This window comes from Glaciihabitans tibetensis (genome assembly GCF_003003265.1).
Lineage (GTDB): Bacteria > Actinomycetota > Actinomycetes > Actinomycetales > Microbacteriaceae > Glaciihabitans > Glaciihabitans tibetensis.
Genome location: NZ_PVTL01000005.1, coordinates 165,554 through 181,434 on the forward strand (window position 1 = coordinate 165,554; position 15,881 = coordinate 181,434).

The 15,881-nt window shown below is 65.7% G+C and carries 17 protein-coding genes and 1 pseudogene; 10 read left to right on the forward strand and 8 right to left on the reverse strand.

The window, feature by feature from the left end; translation table 11 throughout:
- Positions 1 to 24: 24 nt before the first annotated feature.
- Positions 25 to 1,095, reverse strand: coding sequence for an inositol-3-phosphate synthase (locus tag B0I08_RS10545; protein WP_106212595.1), 1,071 nt, complete (start codon positions 1,093 to 1,095; stop codon positions 25 to 27).
- Between the two features lie 141 nt (positions 1,096 to 1,236).
- Between B0I08_RS10545 and rpsF the strand changes: the two are divergent.
- The 7 genes and pseudogenes from rpsF to B0I08_RS10580 all read left to right on the forward strand — a co-directional run.
- Positions 1,237 to 1,590, forward strand: a pseudogene (rpsF, locus tag B0I08_RS18165) (30S ribosomal protein S6); the annotation flags it as partial.
- A gap of 111 nt (positions 1,591 to 1,701) precedes the next feature.
- The gene (locus B0I08_RS10555; protein WP_106212599.1) at positions 1,702 to 2,220 is read left to right on the forward strand and encodes a single-stranded DNA-binding protein; all 519 of its coding nucleotides are present in this window, start codon (positions 1,702 to 1,704) and stop codon (positions 2,218 to 2,220) included.
- A gap of 19 nt (positions 2,221 to 2,239) precedes the next feature.
- The gene (rpsR, locus tag B0I08_RS10560; protein ID WP_106212601.1) at positions 2,240 to 2,503 is read left to right on the forward strand and encodes a 30S ribosomal protein S18; all 264 of its coding nucleotides are present in this window, start codon (positions 2,240 to 2,242) and stop codon (positions 2,501 to 2,503) included.
- 11 nt (positions 2,504 to 2,514) lie between these two features.
- On the forward strand, positions 2,515 to 2,967 hold the full coding sequence (gene rplI / locus B0I08_RS10565; protein ID WP_106212603.1) for a 50S ribosomal protein L9: 453 nt from the start codon (positions 2,515 to 2,517) through the stop codon (positions 2,965 to 2,967).
- A gap of 441 nt (positions 2,968 to 3,408) precedes the next feature.
- Complete coding sequence (dnaB, locus tag B0I08_RS10570; protein ID WP_106212605.1) at positions 3,409 to 4,788, forward strand: replicative DNA helicase; 1,380 nt, start codon at positions 3,409 to 3,411, stop codon at positions 4,786 to 4,788.
- A 55-nt stretch (positions 4,789 to 4,843) separates the two neighbouring features.
- Entirely contained in the window at positions 4,844 to 5,530 is a 687-nt protein-coding gene (locus B0I08_RS10575) for a DUF308 domain-containing protein (protein WP_106212607.1), read from the forward strand.
- The gene (locus tag B0I08_RS10580; RefSeq protein WP_106212609.1) at positions 5,527 to 5,790 is read left to right on the forward strand and encodes a hypothetical protein; all 264 of its coding nucleotides are present in this window, start codon (positions 5,527 to 5,529) and stop codon (positions 5,788 to 5,790) included. Before B0I08_RS10575 ends, B0I08_RS10580 begins: the two co-directional genes overlap by 4 nt.
- Positions 5,791 to 5,856: 66 nt before the next feature.
- Here B0I08_RS10580 and purB read toward each other — a convergent pair whose 3' ends face one another.
- Positions 5,857 to 7,245, reverse strand: coding sequence for an adenylosuccinate lyase (gene purB, locus B0I08_RS10585; protein ID WP_106212611.1), 1,389 nt, complete (start codon positions 7,243 to 7,245; stop codon positions 5,857 to 5,859).
- Complete coding sequence (locus B0I08_RS10590) at positions 7,242 to 7,766, reverse strand: low molecular weight protein-tyrosine-phosphatase (RefSeq protein WP_106212613.1); 525 nt, start codon at positions 7,764 to 7,766, stop codon at positions 7,242 to 7,244. The genes purB and B0I08_RS10590 overlap by 4 nt, the downstream gene beginning before the upstream one ends.
- A 191-nt stretch (positions 7,767 to 7,957) precedes the next feature.
- Between B0I08_RS10590 and B0I08_RS10595 the strand changes: the two genes are divergently transcribed.
- On the forward strand, positions 7,958 to 8,212 hold the full coding sequence (locus tag B0I08_RS10595) for a hypothetical protein (protein WP_146134388.1): 255 nt from the start codon (positions 7,958 to 7,960) through the stop codon (positions 8,210 to 8,212).
- Complete coding sequence (locus tag B0I08_RS10600) at positions 8,209 to 9,690, forward strand: alpha/beta hydrolase family protein (protein ID WP_106212617.1); 1,482 nt, start codon at positions 8,209 to 8,211, stop codon at positions 9,688 to 9,690. Before B0I08_RS10595 ends, B0I08_RS10600 begins: the two co-directional genes overlap by 4 nt.
- Positions 9,691 to 9,754: 64 nt before the next feature.
- On the opposite strand, the gene B0I08_RS10605 is transcribed toward B0I08_RS10600, so the two are convergent.
- The 5 genes from B0I08_RS10605 to B0I08_RS10625 form a co-directional block, all read right to left on the reverse strand.
- Positions 9,755 to 10,861, reverse strand: coding sequence for an adenosine deaminase family protein (locus B0I08_RS10605; protein WP_245884752.1), 1,107 nt, complete (start codon positions 10,859 to 10,861; stop codon positions 9,755 to 9,757).
- Positions 10,862 to 10,864: 3 nt separating this feature from the next.
- Positions 10,865 to 11,941 carry an extracellular solute-binding protein gene (locus B0I08_RS10610; RefSeq protein WP_106212619.1) on the reverse strand — a complete coding sequence of 359 codons (1,077 nt, stop codon included), beginning with the start codon at positions 11,939 to 11,941 and terminating at the stop codon, positions 10,865 to 10,867.
- 142 nt (positions 11,942 to 12,083) lie between these two features.
- Positions 12,084 to 13,088: an ABC transporter ATP-binding protein gene (locus tag B0I08_RS10615; RefSeq protein ID WP_106212621.1), complete on the reverse strand. Its 1,005-nt coding sequence runs from the start codon at positions 13,086 to 13,088 to the stop codon at positions 12,084 to 12,086.
- Complete coding sequence (locus tag B0I08_RS10620; RefSeq protein ID WP_245884753.1) at positions 13,085 to 13,882, reverse strand: ABC transporter permease; 798 nt, start codon at positions 13,880 to 13,882, stop codon at positions 13,085 to 13,087. Before B0I08_RS10620 ends, B0I08_RS10615 begins: the two co-directional genes overlap by 4 nt.
- Positions 13,879 to 14,700, reverse strand: a complete 822-nt coding sequence (locus tag B0I08_RS10625; protein WP_106212623.1) for an ABC transporter permease — start codon at positions 14,698 to 14,700, stop codon at positions 13,879 to 13,881. Before B0I08_RS10625 ends, B0I08_RS10620 begins: the two co-directional genes overlap by 4 nt.
- A 201-nt stretch (positions 14,701 to 14,901) precedes the next feature.
- Between B0I08_RS10625 and B0I08_RS10630 the strand changes: the two genes are divergently transcribed.
- Positions 14,902 to 15,873 carry a LacI family DNA-binding transcriptional regulator gene (locus tag B0I08_RS10630; RefSeq protein WP_106212625.1) on the forward strand — a complete coding sequence of 324 codons (972 nt, stop codon included), beginning with the start codon at positions 14,902 to 14,904 and terminating at the stop codon, positions 15,871 to 15,873.
- The last annotated feature ends 8 nt before the right edge of the window (positions 15,874 to 15,881 follow it).

A 15,881-nucleotide genomic window follows, 5' to 3' on the forward strand; every position in this document is an offset into this window, starting at 1 on the left:
GACCGAGATAACCGGGTTAGGGGGTTACGCCGTGCCCGCGATGAAGTCCTCAAGCATCTGCCGGGCGACAGGGTCGGGGTGCTGCACCGCCGGAGACTTCATGAAGTACGCGGACGCGGACTCGACCGGGCCTCCGAGGCCGGCCTCCAGGGCCATACCGGCGGCGCGGATGGCGTCGATGACAACTCCGGCGCTGTTGGGTGAGTCCCACACCTCGAGCTTGTACTCGATGCTCGTCGGCGCGTTGCCGAAGCCGTGTCCCTCGAGGCGAACGAAGGCCATTTTGCGGTCGTTCAGCCACGGCACGTGATCGCTCGGGCCGATGTGCACGTTCTCCGGGGCGATCGTGGCGTCGATGTTGCTTGTCACCGCCTGGGTCTTCGAGATTTTCTTCGACTCGAGCCGGCTGCGCTCCAACATGTTCTTGAAGTCCATGTTGCCGCCAACGTTGAGCTGGTACGTGCGGTCGAGGACCAGCCCGCGCTCCTCGAACAGTCGGGCGAGCACCCGGTGCGTGATGGTCGCGCCGAGCTGGCTTTTGATGTCGTCGCCCACGATGGGAACGCCGGCGACACGGAACTTCTCGGCCCAGACCGGATCGCTCGCGATGAACACCGGCAACGCGTTGACGAAGGCGACGCCCGCATCGATGGCGGCCTGTGCGTAGTAGCGCACGGCTTCTTCCGAACCGACCGGGAGGTAGCAGACGAGAACCTGGGCGCCGCTGTCCTTGAGGGCCTGCACGATGTCGACGGCGGGTGCGGCGGACTCGGTCACGACCTGGCGGTAGTACTCCCCCAGCCCGTCGAGTGTTTCGCCGCGGAGTACCTGGACGCCCGTGGCGGCGACATCCGCAAATTTCCAGGTGTCATTCTGGCCCGCCCACAGAGCGTCGGCCAGATCGAGGCCGACCTTGTCGGCATCCACGTCGAACGCGGCGACGAACTCGATGTCCCGCACCCGGTACGGGCCGAAACGGGTGTGCATGAGCCCGGGGACAAGTTCTTCGTCCTCGGCGGTGGCGTAAAAGGTGACGCCCTGAACTAGTGCGTTGGCGCAGTTTCCTACACCTGCGATGGCAACCCGAAGGGTCATGACTGAGACTGCTCCTTGATAGGCGTGACGTAGACCCCTAGACTAGGCAGGTTGTCTCGACCACGTTGGTCGTGTTCGACACGTCAACACCCTCCTGTCACAGATCGTCTGTGGCCGTTTTAGTCCGAAGGAGGTGGGTTTATGACGCATCAGTATGAACTCATGGTGATCCTCGATCCAGAGATCGATGAGCGCACCGTGGCTCCCAGCCTAGACAAGTTCCTCAATGTCATTCGCAACGATGGTGGAACCATCGACAACGTTGACATCTGGGGCCGTCGTCGCCTGGCCTACGAGATCAACAAGAAGACCGAAGGCATCTACGCCGTCGTTCAGCTGACCGCGAAGGCCGAGTCCACCAAGGAACTCGACCGCCAGCTGTCGCTCAGCGAAGCCGTTATGCGCACCAAGGTGCTTCGCGCCGAAGAGGGCATCGCCCAGGTCGCAGAAGCCACCAAGGCCGCAGAGGAGAAGGCAGCCCGCAAGGCCGCCCGCCCCGTCGTTGCTGCAAAGCCCGCAGTTGCAGCTGACAAGCCTGCAGCTGCTACGGAAAAGCCCGCCGCCCCTGCTGCTGAAAAGCCGGCAGAAACGGTTGCCGAGTAGTCCATGGCAGGCGAAACCGTTATCACCGTGGTGGGAAACCTCACCAGTGACCCCGAGCTGCGCTACACGCAGAACGGGCTTGCGGTTGCGAACTTCACCATTGCTTCGACTCCGCGTTCGTTCGACCGCGCTAGCAACGACTGGAAAGACGGCGATGCCCTCTTCCTTCGTGCCAGCGTGTGGCGTGAGTTTGCCGAGCACGTCGCCGGATCCCTGACCAAGGGTTCCCGCGTCATTGCTACCGGCCGACTCAAGCAGCGGTCGTACGAGACCAAGGAAGGCGAGAAGCGTACGAGCATTGAGCTGGAAGTCGATGAAATCGGCCCCAGCCTGCGTTACGCGACTGCCCAGGTCACCCGTGCCGCATCGTCCCGCGAAGGCGGCGGCGGTTCAGCAGGCGGTGCCCGCGGTGGCTCCTCCCCCCAGGTAGCGAATGAGCCGTGGGCCGCAAGCGCACCGGATTCCTCCGGTAGCGACGTGTGGAACACGCCAGGCAGCTACAGCGACGAAACTCCCTTTTAGACCTTAAGGACAAATAACCATGGCTGGAAAGAGCAGCGGCGACCGCCGCAAGCCTCTCCGCAACGCCAAGGGTGGCAAGCCCGCCGCCCCGGCAAAGTCGATTCGCGTTGGCGTTATCGACTACAAGGACGTTGCGACCCTTCGTAAGTTCATCTCGGAGCGTGGAAAGATTCGCGCCCGTCGTATCACCGGTGTCTCCGTTCAGGAGCAGCGCCTCATCGCCCGTGCCGTCAAGAACGCACGCGAGATGGCGCTTCTTCCCTACGCCGGCTCAGGCCGTTAAGGAGCATTGATATGTTGAAGCTCATCCTCACGCACGAGGTCACCGGCCTCGGTGCCCCCGGAGACGTCATCGACGTCAAGAACGGTTATGCCCGTAACTACCTCGTTCCTCAGGGCTATGCAGTCCAGTGGACCCGCGGTGGCGAGAAGCAGGTCGAATCGATCAAGGCAGCCCGCGTAGCCCGCGAGCACGCCACCATCGAGGAAGCTCAGGACCTCAAGGCCAAGCTCCAGGCCGCCACGGTCAAGCTGGTTGTCAAGGCTGGCGAGGGCGGACGCCTGTTCGGCTCCGTCAAGACCTCGGATGTTGCCGAAGCCGTCGCCGCTGCTGGCGTCGGAAGCGTTGACAAGCGCAAGATCGAGATCTCGACCCCGATCAAGCTGACCGGAACGCACGAAGCGACCGTTCGTCTTCGCGACGACATCATCGCGACGATCACCCTCCAGGTGGTTGCTGCGAAGTAGTTTCACCGAGTGATAGCCCGGAGCACGCGCTCCGGGCTATCACTTTTTTGTGCCCGGATTCGACAGGTCTGTGCACAGGTGGCCCCTACCTTAAGTAACCTTCAACCGCCACTTCAACCATATTTCTACACACGCCATGTGAATAGATTAAGTGCTGGTCAAGAGCCTTATAAAATTCACAATGGCCGAGTTGTGCACAGTGTTCTCCACAGGTTCCCCACACCACATGCGGCGTTTCTCCACTTAATTCCACAGCTCTATCCACAGGGTGAGTTGTGGCGGCGTAGTGGGTGTTCTTATGGTGAAGCCTCTCCGGTTGATCAAGGGGTGTTGTTGGATCGCCGGCTCAGATCGCTTTGGGGTGCGACCGCAGGGCGACAGCGCCGTTGTCTGCCGTTCGAGATACAACTAGATAAATAGTCAGTCACTGGGAGGTGTCACATGTCGATAGCTCATCTGGGACTTGCCAGTGATTCGCGTGTTTCTTCGGAGACCCGGCCGGGAGACCGGGTGCCGCCCCACGACCTGCTTGCCGAACAGAGCGCCATCGGCGGCATGCTCCTCAGCAAGGACGCTGTTGCAGACGTCGTCGAGTCGGTTCGCGGTGTGGACTTCTACATCCCCAAACACGAGATCATCTTCGACGCAATTCTCGGGCTCTACTCCCACGGCGAGCCGACCGACGTCATTGCCGTCACCGACGAACTCACCAAGTCGGGCGAACTGTCCCGCGCGGGGGGTGCGGAGTACCTCCACACCCTGACCGGGATCGTGCCGACCGCGGCCAACGCGGGCTTCTACTCCACGATCGTTGCGGAGAAGGCCGTTTTGCGCCGCCTGGTCGAAGCCGGCACCCGCATCGTGCAGATGGGTTACGCCAGCGAGGGCGAGGTTGTCGACCTCGTCAACAACGCCCAGGCCGAGATCTACGGCGTTACCGGAGGCGTGGAGAGCGAGGACTACGTTCCCCTCTCCGAGGCCGTTACGTCGGCTGTGGACGAGATTGAGGCGGCAGCCGGCCGCGACGGGCAGATGATCGGTGTACCAACCGGCTTCGCCCAGCTCGACGCGCTCACCAACGGCCTGCACCCGGGCCAGATGATCATCCTTGCGGCCCGCCCCGCCATCGGTAAGTCGACCCTCGCGCTGGACTTCGCTCGCTCTGCCGCGATCCATAACGACATGCCCACCATTGTGTTCTCCCTCGAGATGGGGCGCAGTGAGATCGCGATGCGATTGCTGTCCGCCGAGGCATCCGTCCCCCTGCAATCGATGCGTAAGGGCACCGTCGACACTCGCGACTGGACCAAGCTCGCGAGCATTCGCGGCCAGATCGCCGATGCCCCGCTCTACATCGACGACAGCCCCAACATGACCTTGGTCGAGATCCGCGCGAAGTGCCGGCGGCTCAAGCAGAAGGTTGGGCTGAAGATGGTCATCATCGACTACCTGCAGCTGATGACCAGCGGTAAAAAGGTCGAGTCGCGCCAGCAGGAAGTCTCGGAGTTCTCCCGTGCGCTCAAGCTGCTGGCCAAGGAGATCGGTGTGCCGGTCATCGCGATCAGCCAGCTGAACCGTGGGCCCGAGCAGCGTGCAGACAAGAAGCCCGCGCTGAGCGACCTGCGTGAGTCCGGCTCGCTGGAGCAGGACGCCGACATGGTGATCCTCCTGCACCGCGAAAGCGCGTACGAGAAAGACAGCCCGCGGCAGGGTGAGGCCGACCTCATCATCGCGAAGCACCGCAACGGGCCAACCGACACGCTGGTGATCGGGTTCCACGGGCACTTCTCGCGCTTCGTCGACCTCCCGCCGGGGAGCTAGTCGGTAGCTGGCAGCGGGTCACCCGTCGAGGCCGCACAGCGTAAACTGAAAACCTATGGCCAGCCGAGATACTCCCGCCCGCGACGCTGCCTACTGGTACGTTCCATTGGCTCGCGCGATTCCGGCGGCGTTGATGGCGGTGCTGATCACCTTCAATGCCGATCATTCGGCCACGCTCGGGCTGCTCAGCTTTGGGATCTTCGCGGTTCTCAGCGGATTGGCGCTCGCCCTGCTGAGTTCGCGCCCCCTCGGCGCGGGCGTGCAGCGGTCGATCTTCATCGGGCAGGGCATTCTGACCGTGCTCGCCGGTCTGGTTGCGCTCATCTGGCCGAGCGCCGGGCTCGGGTTCTTCCTGTTCCTGTTGAGCGCCTGGGCCGCGCTCACGGGGTTTCTCGAGCTCTATGCGGGGTTGCGCACGCGCGGTCGCCACGCGGCCTCTCGTGACTGGCTGTTCGTCGGTGGTCTGACCGTGATTCTTGCCGTGGTCGTGCTGGTCGTGCCGCCGGACCTACAGCAGCAGTTCTCCGGCCAAAACGGCGTCAGCGGAGTGCTCAGCACCTCAATCATCGTCGTCGGGTGCCTCGGCGCGTACGGCGCCATCGCCGCGGTCTATCTCGTCATCGCCGGGCTATCCCTCAAGTGGGCTCCGGCAGAAGTGGCCGCGGCAGAAGCAGGCTCGACAGACGCAGCCCCGACAGAAGCAGCCCCGACAGAAGCAGTACAGGACGGAAACCCATCGTGACATCCCCCAGCCGGAAGGACCGTCTGCGTCCGCTCGAACTGCTCGTGCTCTCCGGGATCGTTGCCGTGTTCCTCGGCCTCGTCGTCGCCGCGTCCACTCGTGACTTCGGCCTGGGCGTCATCTTCTTCGGGGTCGGCTTCATCCTGACCCTGATGACGTTGGCGATGCTCGCGCTGTCAGTGAAGGTGGATGACGCGGAGCAGACCGACCTCGATGAGCAAAACCACACCGACAAGCCACCCCGGCCCAGCGCGCACTGAGTTTCACAGCGCACACTGAGTTCCCAGTGCACACTGAGTTCACACAGTGCGCACCAGGCCCGCGGGTTAGACCTTCTCGACGAAGTCGACCAGGTCGCTCGCCAGACCCGCGTAGCCGGCCGGAGTGAGCACCCGCAGGCGGCCCTTCGCTTCGTCGCCGATGTCGAGCGCGTCGATGAACGCCACCAGCTCGGTCTGCCCGATGCGCTTGCCGCGGGTGAGCTCCTTGAGCATCGCGTACGGGTCAACGATGGCGCTGCGCCCCGCTGTGATTTCTGCGCGGATCACGGTCTGAATGGCCTCGCCGAGGATCTCCCAGTTGCCATCGAGGTCGGATTCGAGCTTGACCGCAGCGACCGCGATCTCGCCGAGGCCGCGCGTGATGTTGTCGAGCGCCAGCAGCGAGTGGCCGAGTGCGACGCCGACGTTGCGCTGGGTGGTGGAGTCGGTCAGGTCGCGCTGCAGCCGTGAGGTAACCAGGGTCGCCGCGAGCGAGTCGAGCAGCGCGCTGGACAGCTCGAGGTTTGCCTCGGCGTTCTCGAACCGGATCGGGTTGATCTTGTGGGGCATGGTGGATGATCCGGTCGCGCCGGCCTGCGGGATCTGGCTGAAGTAGCCCATCGAGATGTAGGTCCAGATGTCGGTGCAGAGATTGTGCAGCACCCGGTTGGTGTGGCTGATGCGGGAGTACAGCTCGGCCTGCCAGTCGTGGGATTCGATCTGGGTGGTGAGCGGGTTCCAGTCGAGGCCGAGGGAGGTGACGAACTCGCGGGAGATAGCGGGCCAGTTCTGGCTGGCGTCCGCGGCGACATGGGCGGCGAAGGTGCCGGTGGCACCGCTGAACTTACCGAGGTACTCGGTGCTGTCCACCTGCGCCTTGAGGCGCTCGAGGCGGTGCACAAAAACCGCGAACTCCTTACCGACGGTGGTCGGGGTCGCGGGCTGGCCGTGGGTGTGGGCGAGCATCGCCTGGCCACGGTAGGTGAGCGCACGCTCGCGCAACGCCTCGATGACCGCCGTCAGCTTCGGTACCCAGATCTCGCGCACGGCGGAACCGATCGTCAGCGCGTAGGAGAGGTTGTTGATGTCTTCACTGGTGCAGGCGAAGTGCGTGAGCTCAGCGACATCCGTCAACCCCAGCTCTGTCAATTTGCCCCGCACCAGGTACTCGACCGCCTTGACGTCGTGGCGTGTTGTCGCCTCCAGGCGCGCCAGTTCGTCGATCTCGTTTTGCCCGAAGTCCGTCACCAGCGAACGCAACTGGCGGGCCTGCTCGGCGCTGACCCGGGAGGAGCCGAAGAGCTCGTGGTCGGTCAGGTACAGCAACCACTCGACCTCGACCCGAACGCGGGCGCGATTCAGGCCGGCCTCGGAGAGGTGCTCCCCGAGATCGGTGACGGCGGCGCGGTAGCGGCCATCCAGTGGACTGATTGGCTGCGCGGGCAGTGGGCTCATGAGACTCCCTGTCGGATTCCTGGGGTGATTTGGCGAAAGAGCGAGTTACAGGCTTTCTCGATCGTGCCGAGGACGTGGTCGAACATAACCGCGTCCGAGTAATAGGGGTCGGGCACATCCAGCGAGTCGGGATGGTCGCCGTCGAAGCTCAGCAGCATCTGCACCTTCGAGCGGTCGGGTTCGTTGCTGGCCCAGGCGCGGAGGATGCGTTCCTGGCTGCGGTCGAAGACCACAACGAGGTCGAGGCTGCTGAACCAGTCCGGGTCGAACTGCCTGGCCCGGTGGGAGCTGCCATCGTGGCCCTGGGCCGCCAGCGCGGCTACCGTGCGGGAGTCGCTCGGTTCACCCACGTGCCAGTCGCCGGTTCCCGCCGACATCACGGATATCGCGTGGGTGAGACCCGCCTTGCGGATCAGGCTCTTGAACACGGCCTCGGCCATGGGAGAGCGGCAGATATTGCCGGTGCAGACGAAACAGATGCGGAACAGTGCCGACTCGGCGAGAGTGCGGTCGAAGCTCATTACCCTAGTGTCCCGCAGTTTCCCCTCCTTCACATGACGCATCTGCGGCACCGAGGCAACGGATATCCGCAAACCTGCTGGCGAATGATCGTCGCCCGGAAGACTTTGTGCGAGGAAGTGCGGACGTGACGCCCAGAGGCGACGTGCGCACGTGATGTGCGCGAGCAACGAGCAGGGAAAGGGGTGCGGAGATGACGATGGGCGGCGATCTCCGATTGCTAGCCGTGCTGGCCGAACAGCGCACGGATCTCAGCTCGGCGCTCTGGCGACTCGAACGGGCGGCGCACCTGGTGCCCACGGTTGATACAGCACAGTGGCAGGGACCCGCGCGCGGCGCGTACGACCTCGCGCTGGCACGGCTGCGCTCGTCGCTGACCGCGGCCATCAACGAGCTGACGGCCGCACGCAACGCGACCCACACCGCAGAGCGGACCCTGTTGCGGTGAGCCGGGACCACGACGGCACCGCAGGCCTCGTAGTGTCGGGCGGCGGCACCGTGATCGTCGCCTCCGATGAGCTGCGGAGCCAGGCGGACGCGCTGATGAGACTCTCCGGGGACCTCGATGAGGTACGCCGCCTGGTCTCGGCGGTCAGCCACCGGTACGGCCAGGCCTGGCTCGTGGCCCTCGACGCCCCGGTGAGCGCGGTCGCGGCCGATCGAGCCGCGGCGGCGGCCCTTGACCTGATTGTGGGATGCCGGGGCGAAGCCGAACGAGTGTCGTGGATGCTGCGCACTGCCATGCACGGTTACGGCGTCGCGGAGGCATTCAGTACCCGGCTAAGCCAGCAACTTGCGGCGCGCCTGGGGCACGCGGTGGGCACACTTCTCCCCCTCGCCGTGCTGCTGGCACTCCCGGTGCTGGGCGGCGCCGTCGTCGCCGTTGCGCTCGGGACGCTCGCGCCGGGCGAGAGTCCGGGCGAGGTGCTCCGGGGGGTTGCTGAGTGGGCGCGCGAGCACAACGAGGTGCTGAGCGATCCGATCACGGTGGCGCTGGTGCGCGGAGCAATGCACAGCTCAGACGACGTGCTCGGCGGCGCGCTGCAGCTTCCCGCTGAACTCCTCACCCTGCTCGGCGACGAGGGCGCGGGGCTGACCAACCTCAGCACCGCCGCGACCCTCGTCGTGCTGCTCGGTCGCACGGCCGGAGTGCTTCGGGAAAGTGGGGTTGCGGTGACACAATCCACCGCCGCGCCCGCCACGGCCCCGCGCTCGCTCGCCGGCCGGGCTGCGCGAATACCGCGGCCGTCCGCGGGCACGGGTGAACAGATCCGGATCGATCGCTACTCCACCCCGGGGCAACCCGACCGCTTCGAGGTGTACGTCGCGGGAACGATCGACTTCGGAGTTGTGTCCGATGAAGAGCCCTGGGATATGACCAGCAACATCACGGGGATAGCGGGAATGCCCGCGGCGTCTCCCGCCGCGGTCATGGAGGCAATGGCGCAGGCGGGCATCACCGCGACCAGCCCGGTGGTGTTGACCGGCTACTCGCAGGGAGGCCTGGTCGCGGCGGTGGTGGCCTCCTCCGGCAACTACAACACGCAGGCCCTGGTGACGTTCGGGGCGCCGAGCGGACCGGTGCAGATTCCGTCGGGCATCCCGGTGCTCGCGGTGCGTCACACCGACGACATCGTGCCGGCGCTGGGCGGGTACGACACGTCCACCCAGGCTCTCGTCGTCGAGCGTGAACTGTTTGCGGGCGTTCCGGTGCCGTCGGAGGAAGCCTTCCCCGCCCACCAACTCAGGCACTACCGCGAGACCGCGTCACTCATCGACGCCGCGCAGAGCCCCGAGCTGCGGGCGACACTGAGGCACCTCGATGAGTTCGCGGGGCAGGGCGCGGGCCCCGCGGCATCCGCCTCAATGAATTCGGCACGAACGACGGTCGAATCGACCACGTACCGCGCTAGGCGAGTGGGCTGAGGAGTGGAGATCCAGCGCCAGGCAAGTCGGCTGAGGAGCGTCGGTACCGCGCGAGGCGAGTCGGCTAGGGCGCAGCGATTGCCGTTGCGACCTCGGCGCGCAACCGTGCCTTGTCGGTCGTGGGCAACCAGGATGCCTCGACGGCGTCGAGCGCCATCGCGGAGAGTCGGTCCCGGTCGATGCCCATCTCGGACATGATCTCGTACTCAGCGCCGAGGGTGGTGGGGAACATGCCCGGGTCGTCTGAGCACGGCACAACGCGCAGGCCCGCATCGACCATCGCCATGATTGAGGCGCGCCGCCACGGCCGCCACGACCGGCGCGAGGTTGTCGAGGCGACGGTGAAGACGACGCCCTGCTCGGCCACCCGTTCCACGACGGCGGGATCCTCGAGCACAAAGTAGCCGTGATCGATCCGGTCGCAGCCAAGCAGATCGAGGCAGGTGACCGTATTGGCGGCGGTGGGGGCATGCTCGGAGGAGTGGGCGGTGCGGCCGAGTCCAGCCTCGCCGGCGAGCCGGTAGGCGTCGACGAACCGTTCGGGCGGACCTGCGGTCTCGAGGTTGTCGAGACCGATCCCGGCGACATACTCGTGCGGGTTATCGACGACCTGCCGGACGAGGGCAAGGGCTTCCTCTCCGCTGCGGCTGCGATCGATGCCGGCGATCATGCGCCCGGTCATGCCGAAGTCGCGCTCGGCCATACGGATACCCTCCGCGTAGGCCTCGACGCTGCCGCGATAGCCCAGCGAATGCAGATGGGACGGCACCCCGTCGAAGAAGAGCTCGAGGTGGCGGGTGTTGCTCGCGTGGTGCGCGTCCTCGAACGCTTCGTACACAATTCGGGTCAGGTCTTCCGCGCTCCGCAGTACCGCGACGGCCCAGGCGGACACCTGGAAGAGCGAGTAGGAGACGGTGGGCTCGTTCGTTGACTGCCCCTGCGGCACCGGGATCACGGTGTCGCGGTAGAGCGCCGGATCCGGCGGACGGGAGTTGATGTCGGCGAAGATGCGCTCGGGGTCAGCGGGCAGCGCCAGGTTCTCGCGCCGGGCGAGCTCGGCGAAAGTGGAGGGGCGGATGGTGCCGATGAGGTGACAGTGCAGGTCGACCTTTGGGATGCGATTGATCCACTCGGTCGTCGCGGCGTCAGGACGGGCGGTGTCGAGCGTCACGGGCTACTTCGCGGTCACTTCGCGGGCGAAGCGGTCGACCCACTCGCTGCGGGTGGGCACCAGCTCGGTCGGGTCGAGGGTCTCGTAGCCTGCGGCCACCGGGTCGGTGACGATGTCTCCGACGACGGCGGTAATGCTGTCGGGGACGGTCGCCGCGAGGTTCACGGGCAGGTCGCCGACGATTTCGGCCGAGGAAGTCTGGGCCTCAGCCGACAGCAGGTAGTCGATGAACTGCTCCGCGGCATCAACGTTCGGGGCGCCGGTGGGGATCATGGCACGGTTCGTCGCCATGTAGCGGCCCGTTTCTGGTGCCGTCCAGGCGATCGGCTCGCCCGAGGCGACGAGGTCGGTCGCGAAGCCGCTCAGGGAGTCGGCCGCGACGATCTCGCCCTGGGTCAGCAGGTTGGTCACCTCGGTGGAGGAGCTGTAGAACTGCAGGATGCCGGGCGCCCAGTCGGAGAGGGTCTCCAGGGCGGTGTCTATGTCGTAGGGGCCATCGCCGAACGTGTCAGCGATGCCACTGACGGTCAGCTGGCCGGCAGTGACGGCGATATCCGGCAGCGCCAGCCGTCCGGAGTACGCCGGGTCGCCGTAGAGGTCCCAGGAAGAGGCCTGGGCTGCGGTCAGGGCGTCGGTCGAGTACAGCGTGCCATTGAGCTGGTAGCTGTACGCCGGGCCGAGGTAGGTGTCTTCGGTGGCAAACTCGGCGATCTCGGAGATGGTGGGAACCTGGGCGGCGTCGACCTGCTGGAACAGGTCGTCTTCCTGGCCGAGGGCGGCGTAATAGTCGCTGATCAGCATCACGTCGATGCCCGGGTCTCCCCCGGCGAGCTGCAGCTGCGAGAGACGGTCGGCGTTCGACCCGGTCTCCACCTCGACCTCAATGCCGGTCGCCTCGGTGAACGGATCGACAATGGCTTCCTGGAACTCTTCAACCCCAAACGCGAAGGTGCTGACGACGAGGGTGTCCGAGTCGGCGCTGTCAGCGTCGGAGGTGCTCGAGCAGCCCGCGAGGGTGAGGATTCCAACAAGAGCACCGGCGGCGAACGGAATGGCGCGACGAGTCGTGGAGCGGGGCATGGACGTGTCCTTTCATAGGGCGTGCAGGGCGAGCAGGGCGAGCAGTCATGGGGCGAGCGGTCATAGCGCGAGCAGTCATAGGGCGTGCAGTCGTGGGGCGTGCGGTCACAGGGCGTGCAGCACGCCGGGTGGGGTGGGAGCTTTACGCGGCGATGGGGACGAGCCGCGTCTGGTGGGCGCTGACCGTGACGCGATCCCCGACGGTGACCGGCGGCGCGGTGTCCGCGCGGAGGTCGGAGACGAGCGTGACGTTCAGGCCGCTTGGATCGGTGGACTGGACGGTGACGAGAACGTCGACCCCGCGGTAGGCGACGTCGGTGACCGTGCCGGGCAGGCTCAGGCCCCCGTCAATGACGGGCCGCCCGGCTGGAGCGACCTCAAGGTGCTCGGGTCGGACCGTGTGCAACGAGCCATCCGTCATGGTGATGAAATTTTCATACCCGAGGAACTCGGCGACAAACCGGTTGGTCGGTGACCCGAAGACGTTCGAGGGTGCGCCCTGCTGCATGATCTTGCCCGCGCGCATCAGGACCATTTCGTCGCTCATCTCGAGCGCTTCGTCCTGGTCGTGCGTCACGAGCACCACCGTCAGGCCGGTTTCCGATTGGATGCGGCGAATCTCGGAGCGCATCTGAACACGCAGACGCGCATCGAGGTTCGACAGGGGCTCGTCCAGGAGCAGGAGTTTCGGGCGAATCGCGATGGCTCGGGCCAGGGCGACGCGTTGTTGCTGTCCGCCGGAGAGCTTGCGGGGACGGCTGGCGGCGAGGTGGGCGAGCCCGACCATTTCGAGGCTCTCGGTGATGCGGGCGCGTCGGGCGGGTCCGGTGATGCCCCGGAGTTTCAGCCCGTATCCCACGTTGTCGGCGACAGTCATGTGGGGAAAGAGCGCATAGGACTGGAACACCATGCCGAGGCCCCGCTTCTCCGGCGGCAGCTTCGTGCTGTCGACGCCATCGATGAGGATGCGCCCCGCGGTGGGTGCCGAGTAGCCGGCGAGCATCCGCAGCGATGTGGTCTTGCCGCACCCGCTCGGACCGAGAAGGGTGGTCAGCTTGCCCTGCGGAATGCTGAGATCGATCGCGTCGACGGCCGTGAAGTCGCCGAACTTCTGGCTGACCTCCACAAATTCTGCTGCTGCTGTCATCGGTTGATGCCTCCGAAGATTTTCGCGAAGCCGAGCGTGCGTTCCGCGATGATCGCGATAACGACGGTGGCTCCGAGGATGAGGGTCGAGGTCGCAGCGACCATGGGGTCATAGCTCTGCTGCACGTAGTCGAGCATGGTGACCGGCAGGGTGCGGGCGTCCCTGCTCTGCAGCAGCAACGACAGCGGAACGTTGTTGAACGACGTGACAAAGCCGAGCAGCGCGGCGGAGAACAGGCCCGGCCGCAGGATAGGGAGAGTCACCGTAACGAAGGTGCGAAGCGGTGAGGCCCCGAGCCCCCGCGCGGCCTCCTCGAGAGACGGGTCGGCGTTAGCGAGGGATGCCCCGGTGACTCGCACCGCGTAAGGCAACAGCAGTGCGGTGTGACCGATGAGCAGCACGCTGGCGTTCTCGAGGTTGTAGGTGATCACCAGCTGCTGGAACAGCGCGAGTCCGACCACGAGTTCGGGCACGATCAGCGGCGAGAGGAAGAGACTTTCCACGATGTTTTTGCCGGGCAGGCGGCCGCGGTGGATCGCGATCGTCGCCGGAACCCCGAGCAACAGGGCGATCGCCGTAGACGCCACCGCCAGCTGGAGGCTGGTGACGAGCGACTCCAGGAACGGGTCATAACTGAGCGCTTCGCCGAACCAGCGCAGCGACAGGCCGTCGGGCGGAAACTTCAGCGTGGAACCGGCGGAAAATGCTGTGGCGACCACGAAAAGAATCGGCACGATCATGATGATGTAGCCGGCGACTGCGAGGGTTCCGGCGACGGGGCGCGATGTTTTCACGAGGTCGCTCCCCTGCGTGCGGCGAGTGACGACAGCCCCGAGACCAGGAAGACGAGGAACGTCATGATCATGGCGGTCGCGGAGGCGCCCGCCCAGTCGATCGTCACACTGGAGTAAGAGAACAGTTGCGTGCTGAGCATGCGCTGGCTGGACCCGCCGAGCAGGTATGGAGTCGTGTAGGCGGTCACGGACCCCGCGAAGACGAGGGTTGCCGCGACGACCAGCCCCGGGAGGGACAGCGGCACAACCACATCCCAGAAGGTGCGGGTGCGGGAGGCTCCGAGGCCGCGGGCGGCGTCATCGAGCCCCGCATCGACCTGGGACACGGCCGAGTAGCAGGAGATGATGGCGAGCGGCAGGAACAGCTGCGTCAGGCCGAGCACAATCGCAAGCTCGGTGTAGAGAAGCTGGGGGGCCTCCTCGAGCACACCGAGGCCGGTGAGGAGCTGGCCGATCACCCCGTTGGAGCCGAGGATCACGAGCCAGCCGAACGTGCGCACGACGTTGCTGAGCAGGAGGGGAAAGATCGCCAGCGCGAGCAGCACCCCGGCCCAGCGGGACTGGGATCGGGCGAGCAGGTACGCGATCGGAAAACCAAGGGTGATCGACACAACAACAACGACGAGCCCGATGGCGACCGTGCGCCCGATGATGCGCAATTCGTACGGGTCGGTGATCATCTCACCGAGGCGCACGAAGATCTCGCCGGTCTCGGTTCCGGGAGGCGAGAAGAGCATCGCGAGAGACGGAATCAGAAACCCGAGAACGAGAAGCGCCAGCCCGGGCAGTACGAGGAGAGACGTCGTACGAGATCTCATGCCGTGCCTCCAATCTGACGGGCGACGCTCGCCCAGCGGCGTCGGCACGGATGTAACCGGTTGCAACGACTGTACGACACGGTCTTTCCTGGTTCAATTCCGGCTTGTTAAATCTATGTTTCACGGGAATGAGGAGTCGTCAACTGCGGGTGGTACCGGTTGCAAGCCACCGCTAGGATGATGGCCATCGAAAGGACGAGCATGGCTACGCTGGCAGACGTTGCACAGCTTGCGGGAGTGTCGAAGGCGACTGCGTCGCGTGCGCTGAGCAAGCCGGAGATGGTGCTGCCGGTGACGGCCCAACGCGTCCTCGACGCGGCCACGAAGCTCGGCTTTGAACCCAACAACACCGCGCGGTTGTTGGCTCGGGGGCGCAGTGGCGTGCTCGCGCTCGTGGTGCCGACCCTCGACAATGCCTTCTTCACTCCCATCATCGGTGGTGCGCAGCGCCGGGCAGCGGCGGCGGGGCTTCAGCTCACGGTGGCCGTGCATCCGCTGGAATCGGTGACAGAACTCGCCACCTTCGATCGCCTCGCGCGCCAGGTGGACGGCTTCGTGGTGGTGGCGCCTCGTGGCAGCGATGACCTCATCATCGCCGCGGGCACGCTCAAACCCACCGTGCTGGTCGACCGGGAGATCGAGAGCCTTCCGTCGGTGGTCGCCGATACGGCGTCTGCGTTTGGCTCGCTCGTGGACCACTTCGTCGCCCAGGGACACACCAAAATCGCCTACATGGGCGGGCCCGCCGGGTCGTGGCAGGACCGCCAGCGCACCGCGGCCGTGGTCGCCGCAGCCTCCGGGCGCGCCCACCTCGACGTGCTCGGCCCCTATCCATCGACGTTCGCAGCCGGTCTGTCCGCCGCCGTGGCGGTGCGGGCATCCGGGGCGACCGCGGTCATTCCCTACGCGACCGCTATCGGACTCGGTGTGCAGTACCAGTTGCTTGCGTCTGGCGACATCCACCCGCCCCTCGTGATCAGCTCGGAACGCGCGATCGTCGACGCCCTGGGGCTGCCCGGCGTCCCGGCGATCGATGTGGACGGCGAAGAACTCGGCAGGCGTGCGACGGAGGTGCTCCTGGAACGAATCGAGTCCCCCGGCGCGCCACCATCACACGAGCGGCTCGGCGTTCCTATCTACTGGAGCGGCGCCGACGAGGTCGAGCTGCGCTAGCGATGGCG

What these genes read in the sequence shown, in the direction of transcription:
- B0I08_RS10630 (WP_106212625.1), top strand. Translation starts at nt 14,902, where the DNA reads ATGGCTACGCTGGCAGACGTTGCACAGCTTGCGGGAGTGTCGAAGGCG.
- B0I08_RS10625 (WP_106212623.1), bottom strand. Translation starts at nt 14,700, where the DNA reads ATGAGATCTCGTACGACGTCTCTCCTCGTACTGCCCGGGCTGGCGCTT.
- purB (WP_106212611.1), bottom strand. Translation starts at nt 7,245, where the DNA reads ATGAGCCCACTGCCCGCGCAGCCAATCAGTCCACTGGATGGCCGCTAC.
- B0I08_RS10555 (WP_106212599.1), top strand. Translation starts at nt 1,702, where the DNA reads ATGGCAGGCGAAACCGTTATCACCGTGGTGGGAAACCTCACCAGTGAC.
- B0I08_RS10615 (WP_106212621.1), bottom strand. Translation starts at nt 13,088, where the DNA reads ATGACAGCAGCAGCAGAATTTGTGGAGGTCAGCCAGAAGTTCGGCGAC.
- B0I08_RS10610 (WP_106212619.1), bottom strand. Translation starts at nt 11,941, where the DNA reads ATGCCCCGCTCCACGACTCGTCGCGCCATTCCGTTCGCCGCCGGTGCT.
- B0I08_RS10545 (WP_106212595.1), bottom strand. Translation starts at nt 1,095, where the DNA reads ATGACCCTTCGGGTTGCCATCGCAGGTGTAGGAAACTGCGCCAACGCA.
- dnaB (WP_106212605.1), top strand. Translation starts at nt 3,409, where the DNA reads ATGTCGATAGCTCATCTGGGACTTGCCAGTGATTCGCGTGTTTCTTCG.
- B0I08_RS10595 (WP_146134388.1), top strand. Translation starts at nt 7,958, where the DNA reads ATGACGATGGGCGGCGATCTCCGATTGCTAGCCGTGCTGGCCGAACAG.
- rplI (WP_106212603.1), top strand. Translation starts at nt 2,515, where the DNA reads ATGTTGAAGCTCATCCTCACGCACGAGGTCACCGGCCTCGGTGCCCCC.
- rpsR (WP_106212601.1), top strand. Translation starts at nt 2,240, where the DNA reads ATGGCTGGAAAGAGCAGCGGCGACCGCCGCAAGCCTCTCCGCAACGCC.
- B0I08_RS10590 (WP_106212613.1), bottom strand. Translation starts at nt 7,766, where the DNA reads ATGAGCTTCGACCGCACTCTCGCCGAGTCGGCACTGTTCCGCATCTGT.
- B0I08_RS10575 (WP_106212607.1), top strand. Translation starts at nt 4,844, where the DNA reads ATGGCCAGCCGAGATACTCCCGCCCGCGACGCTGCCTACTGGTACGTT.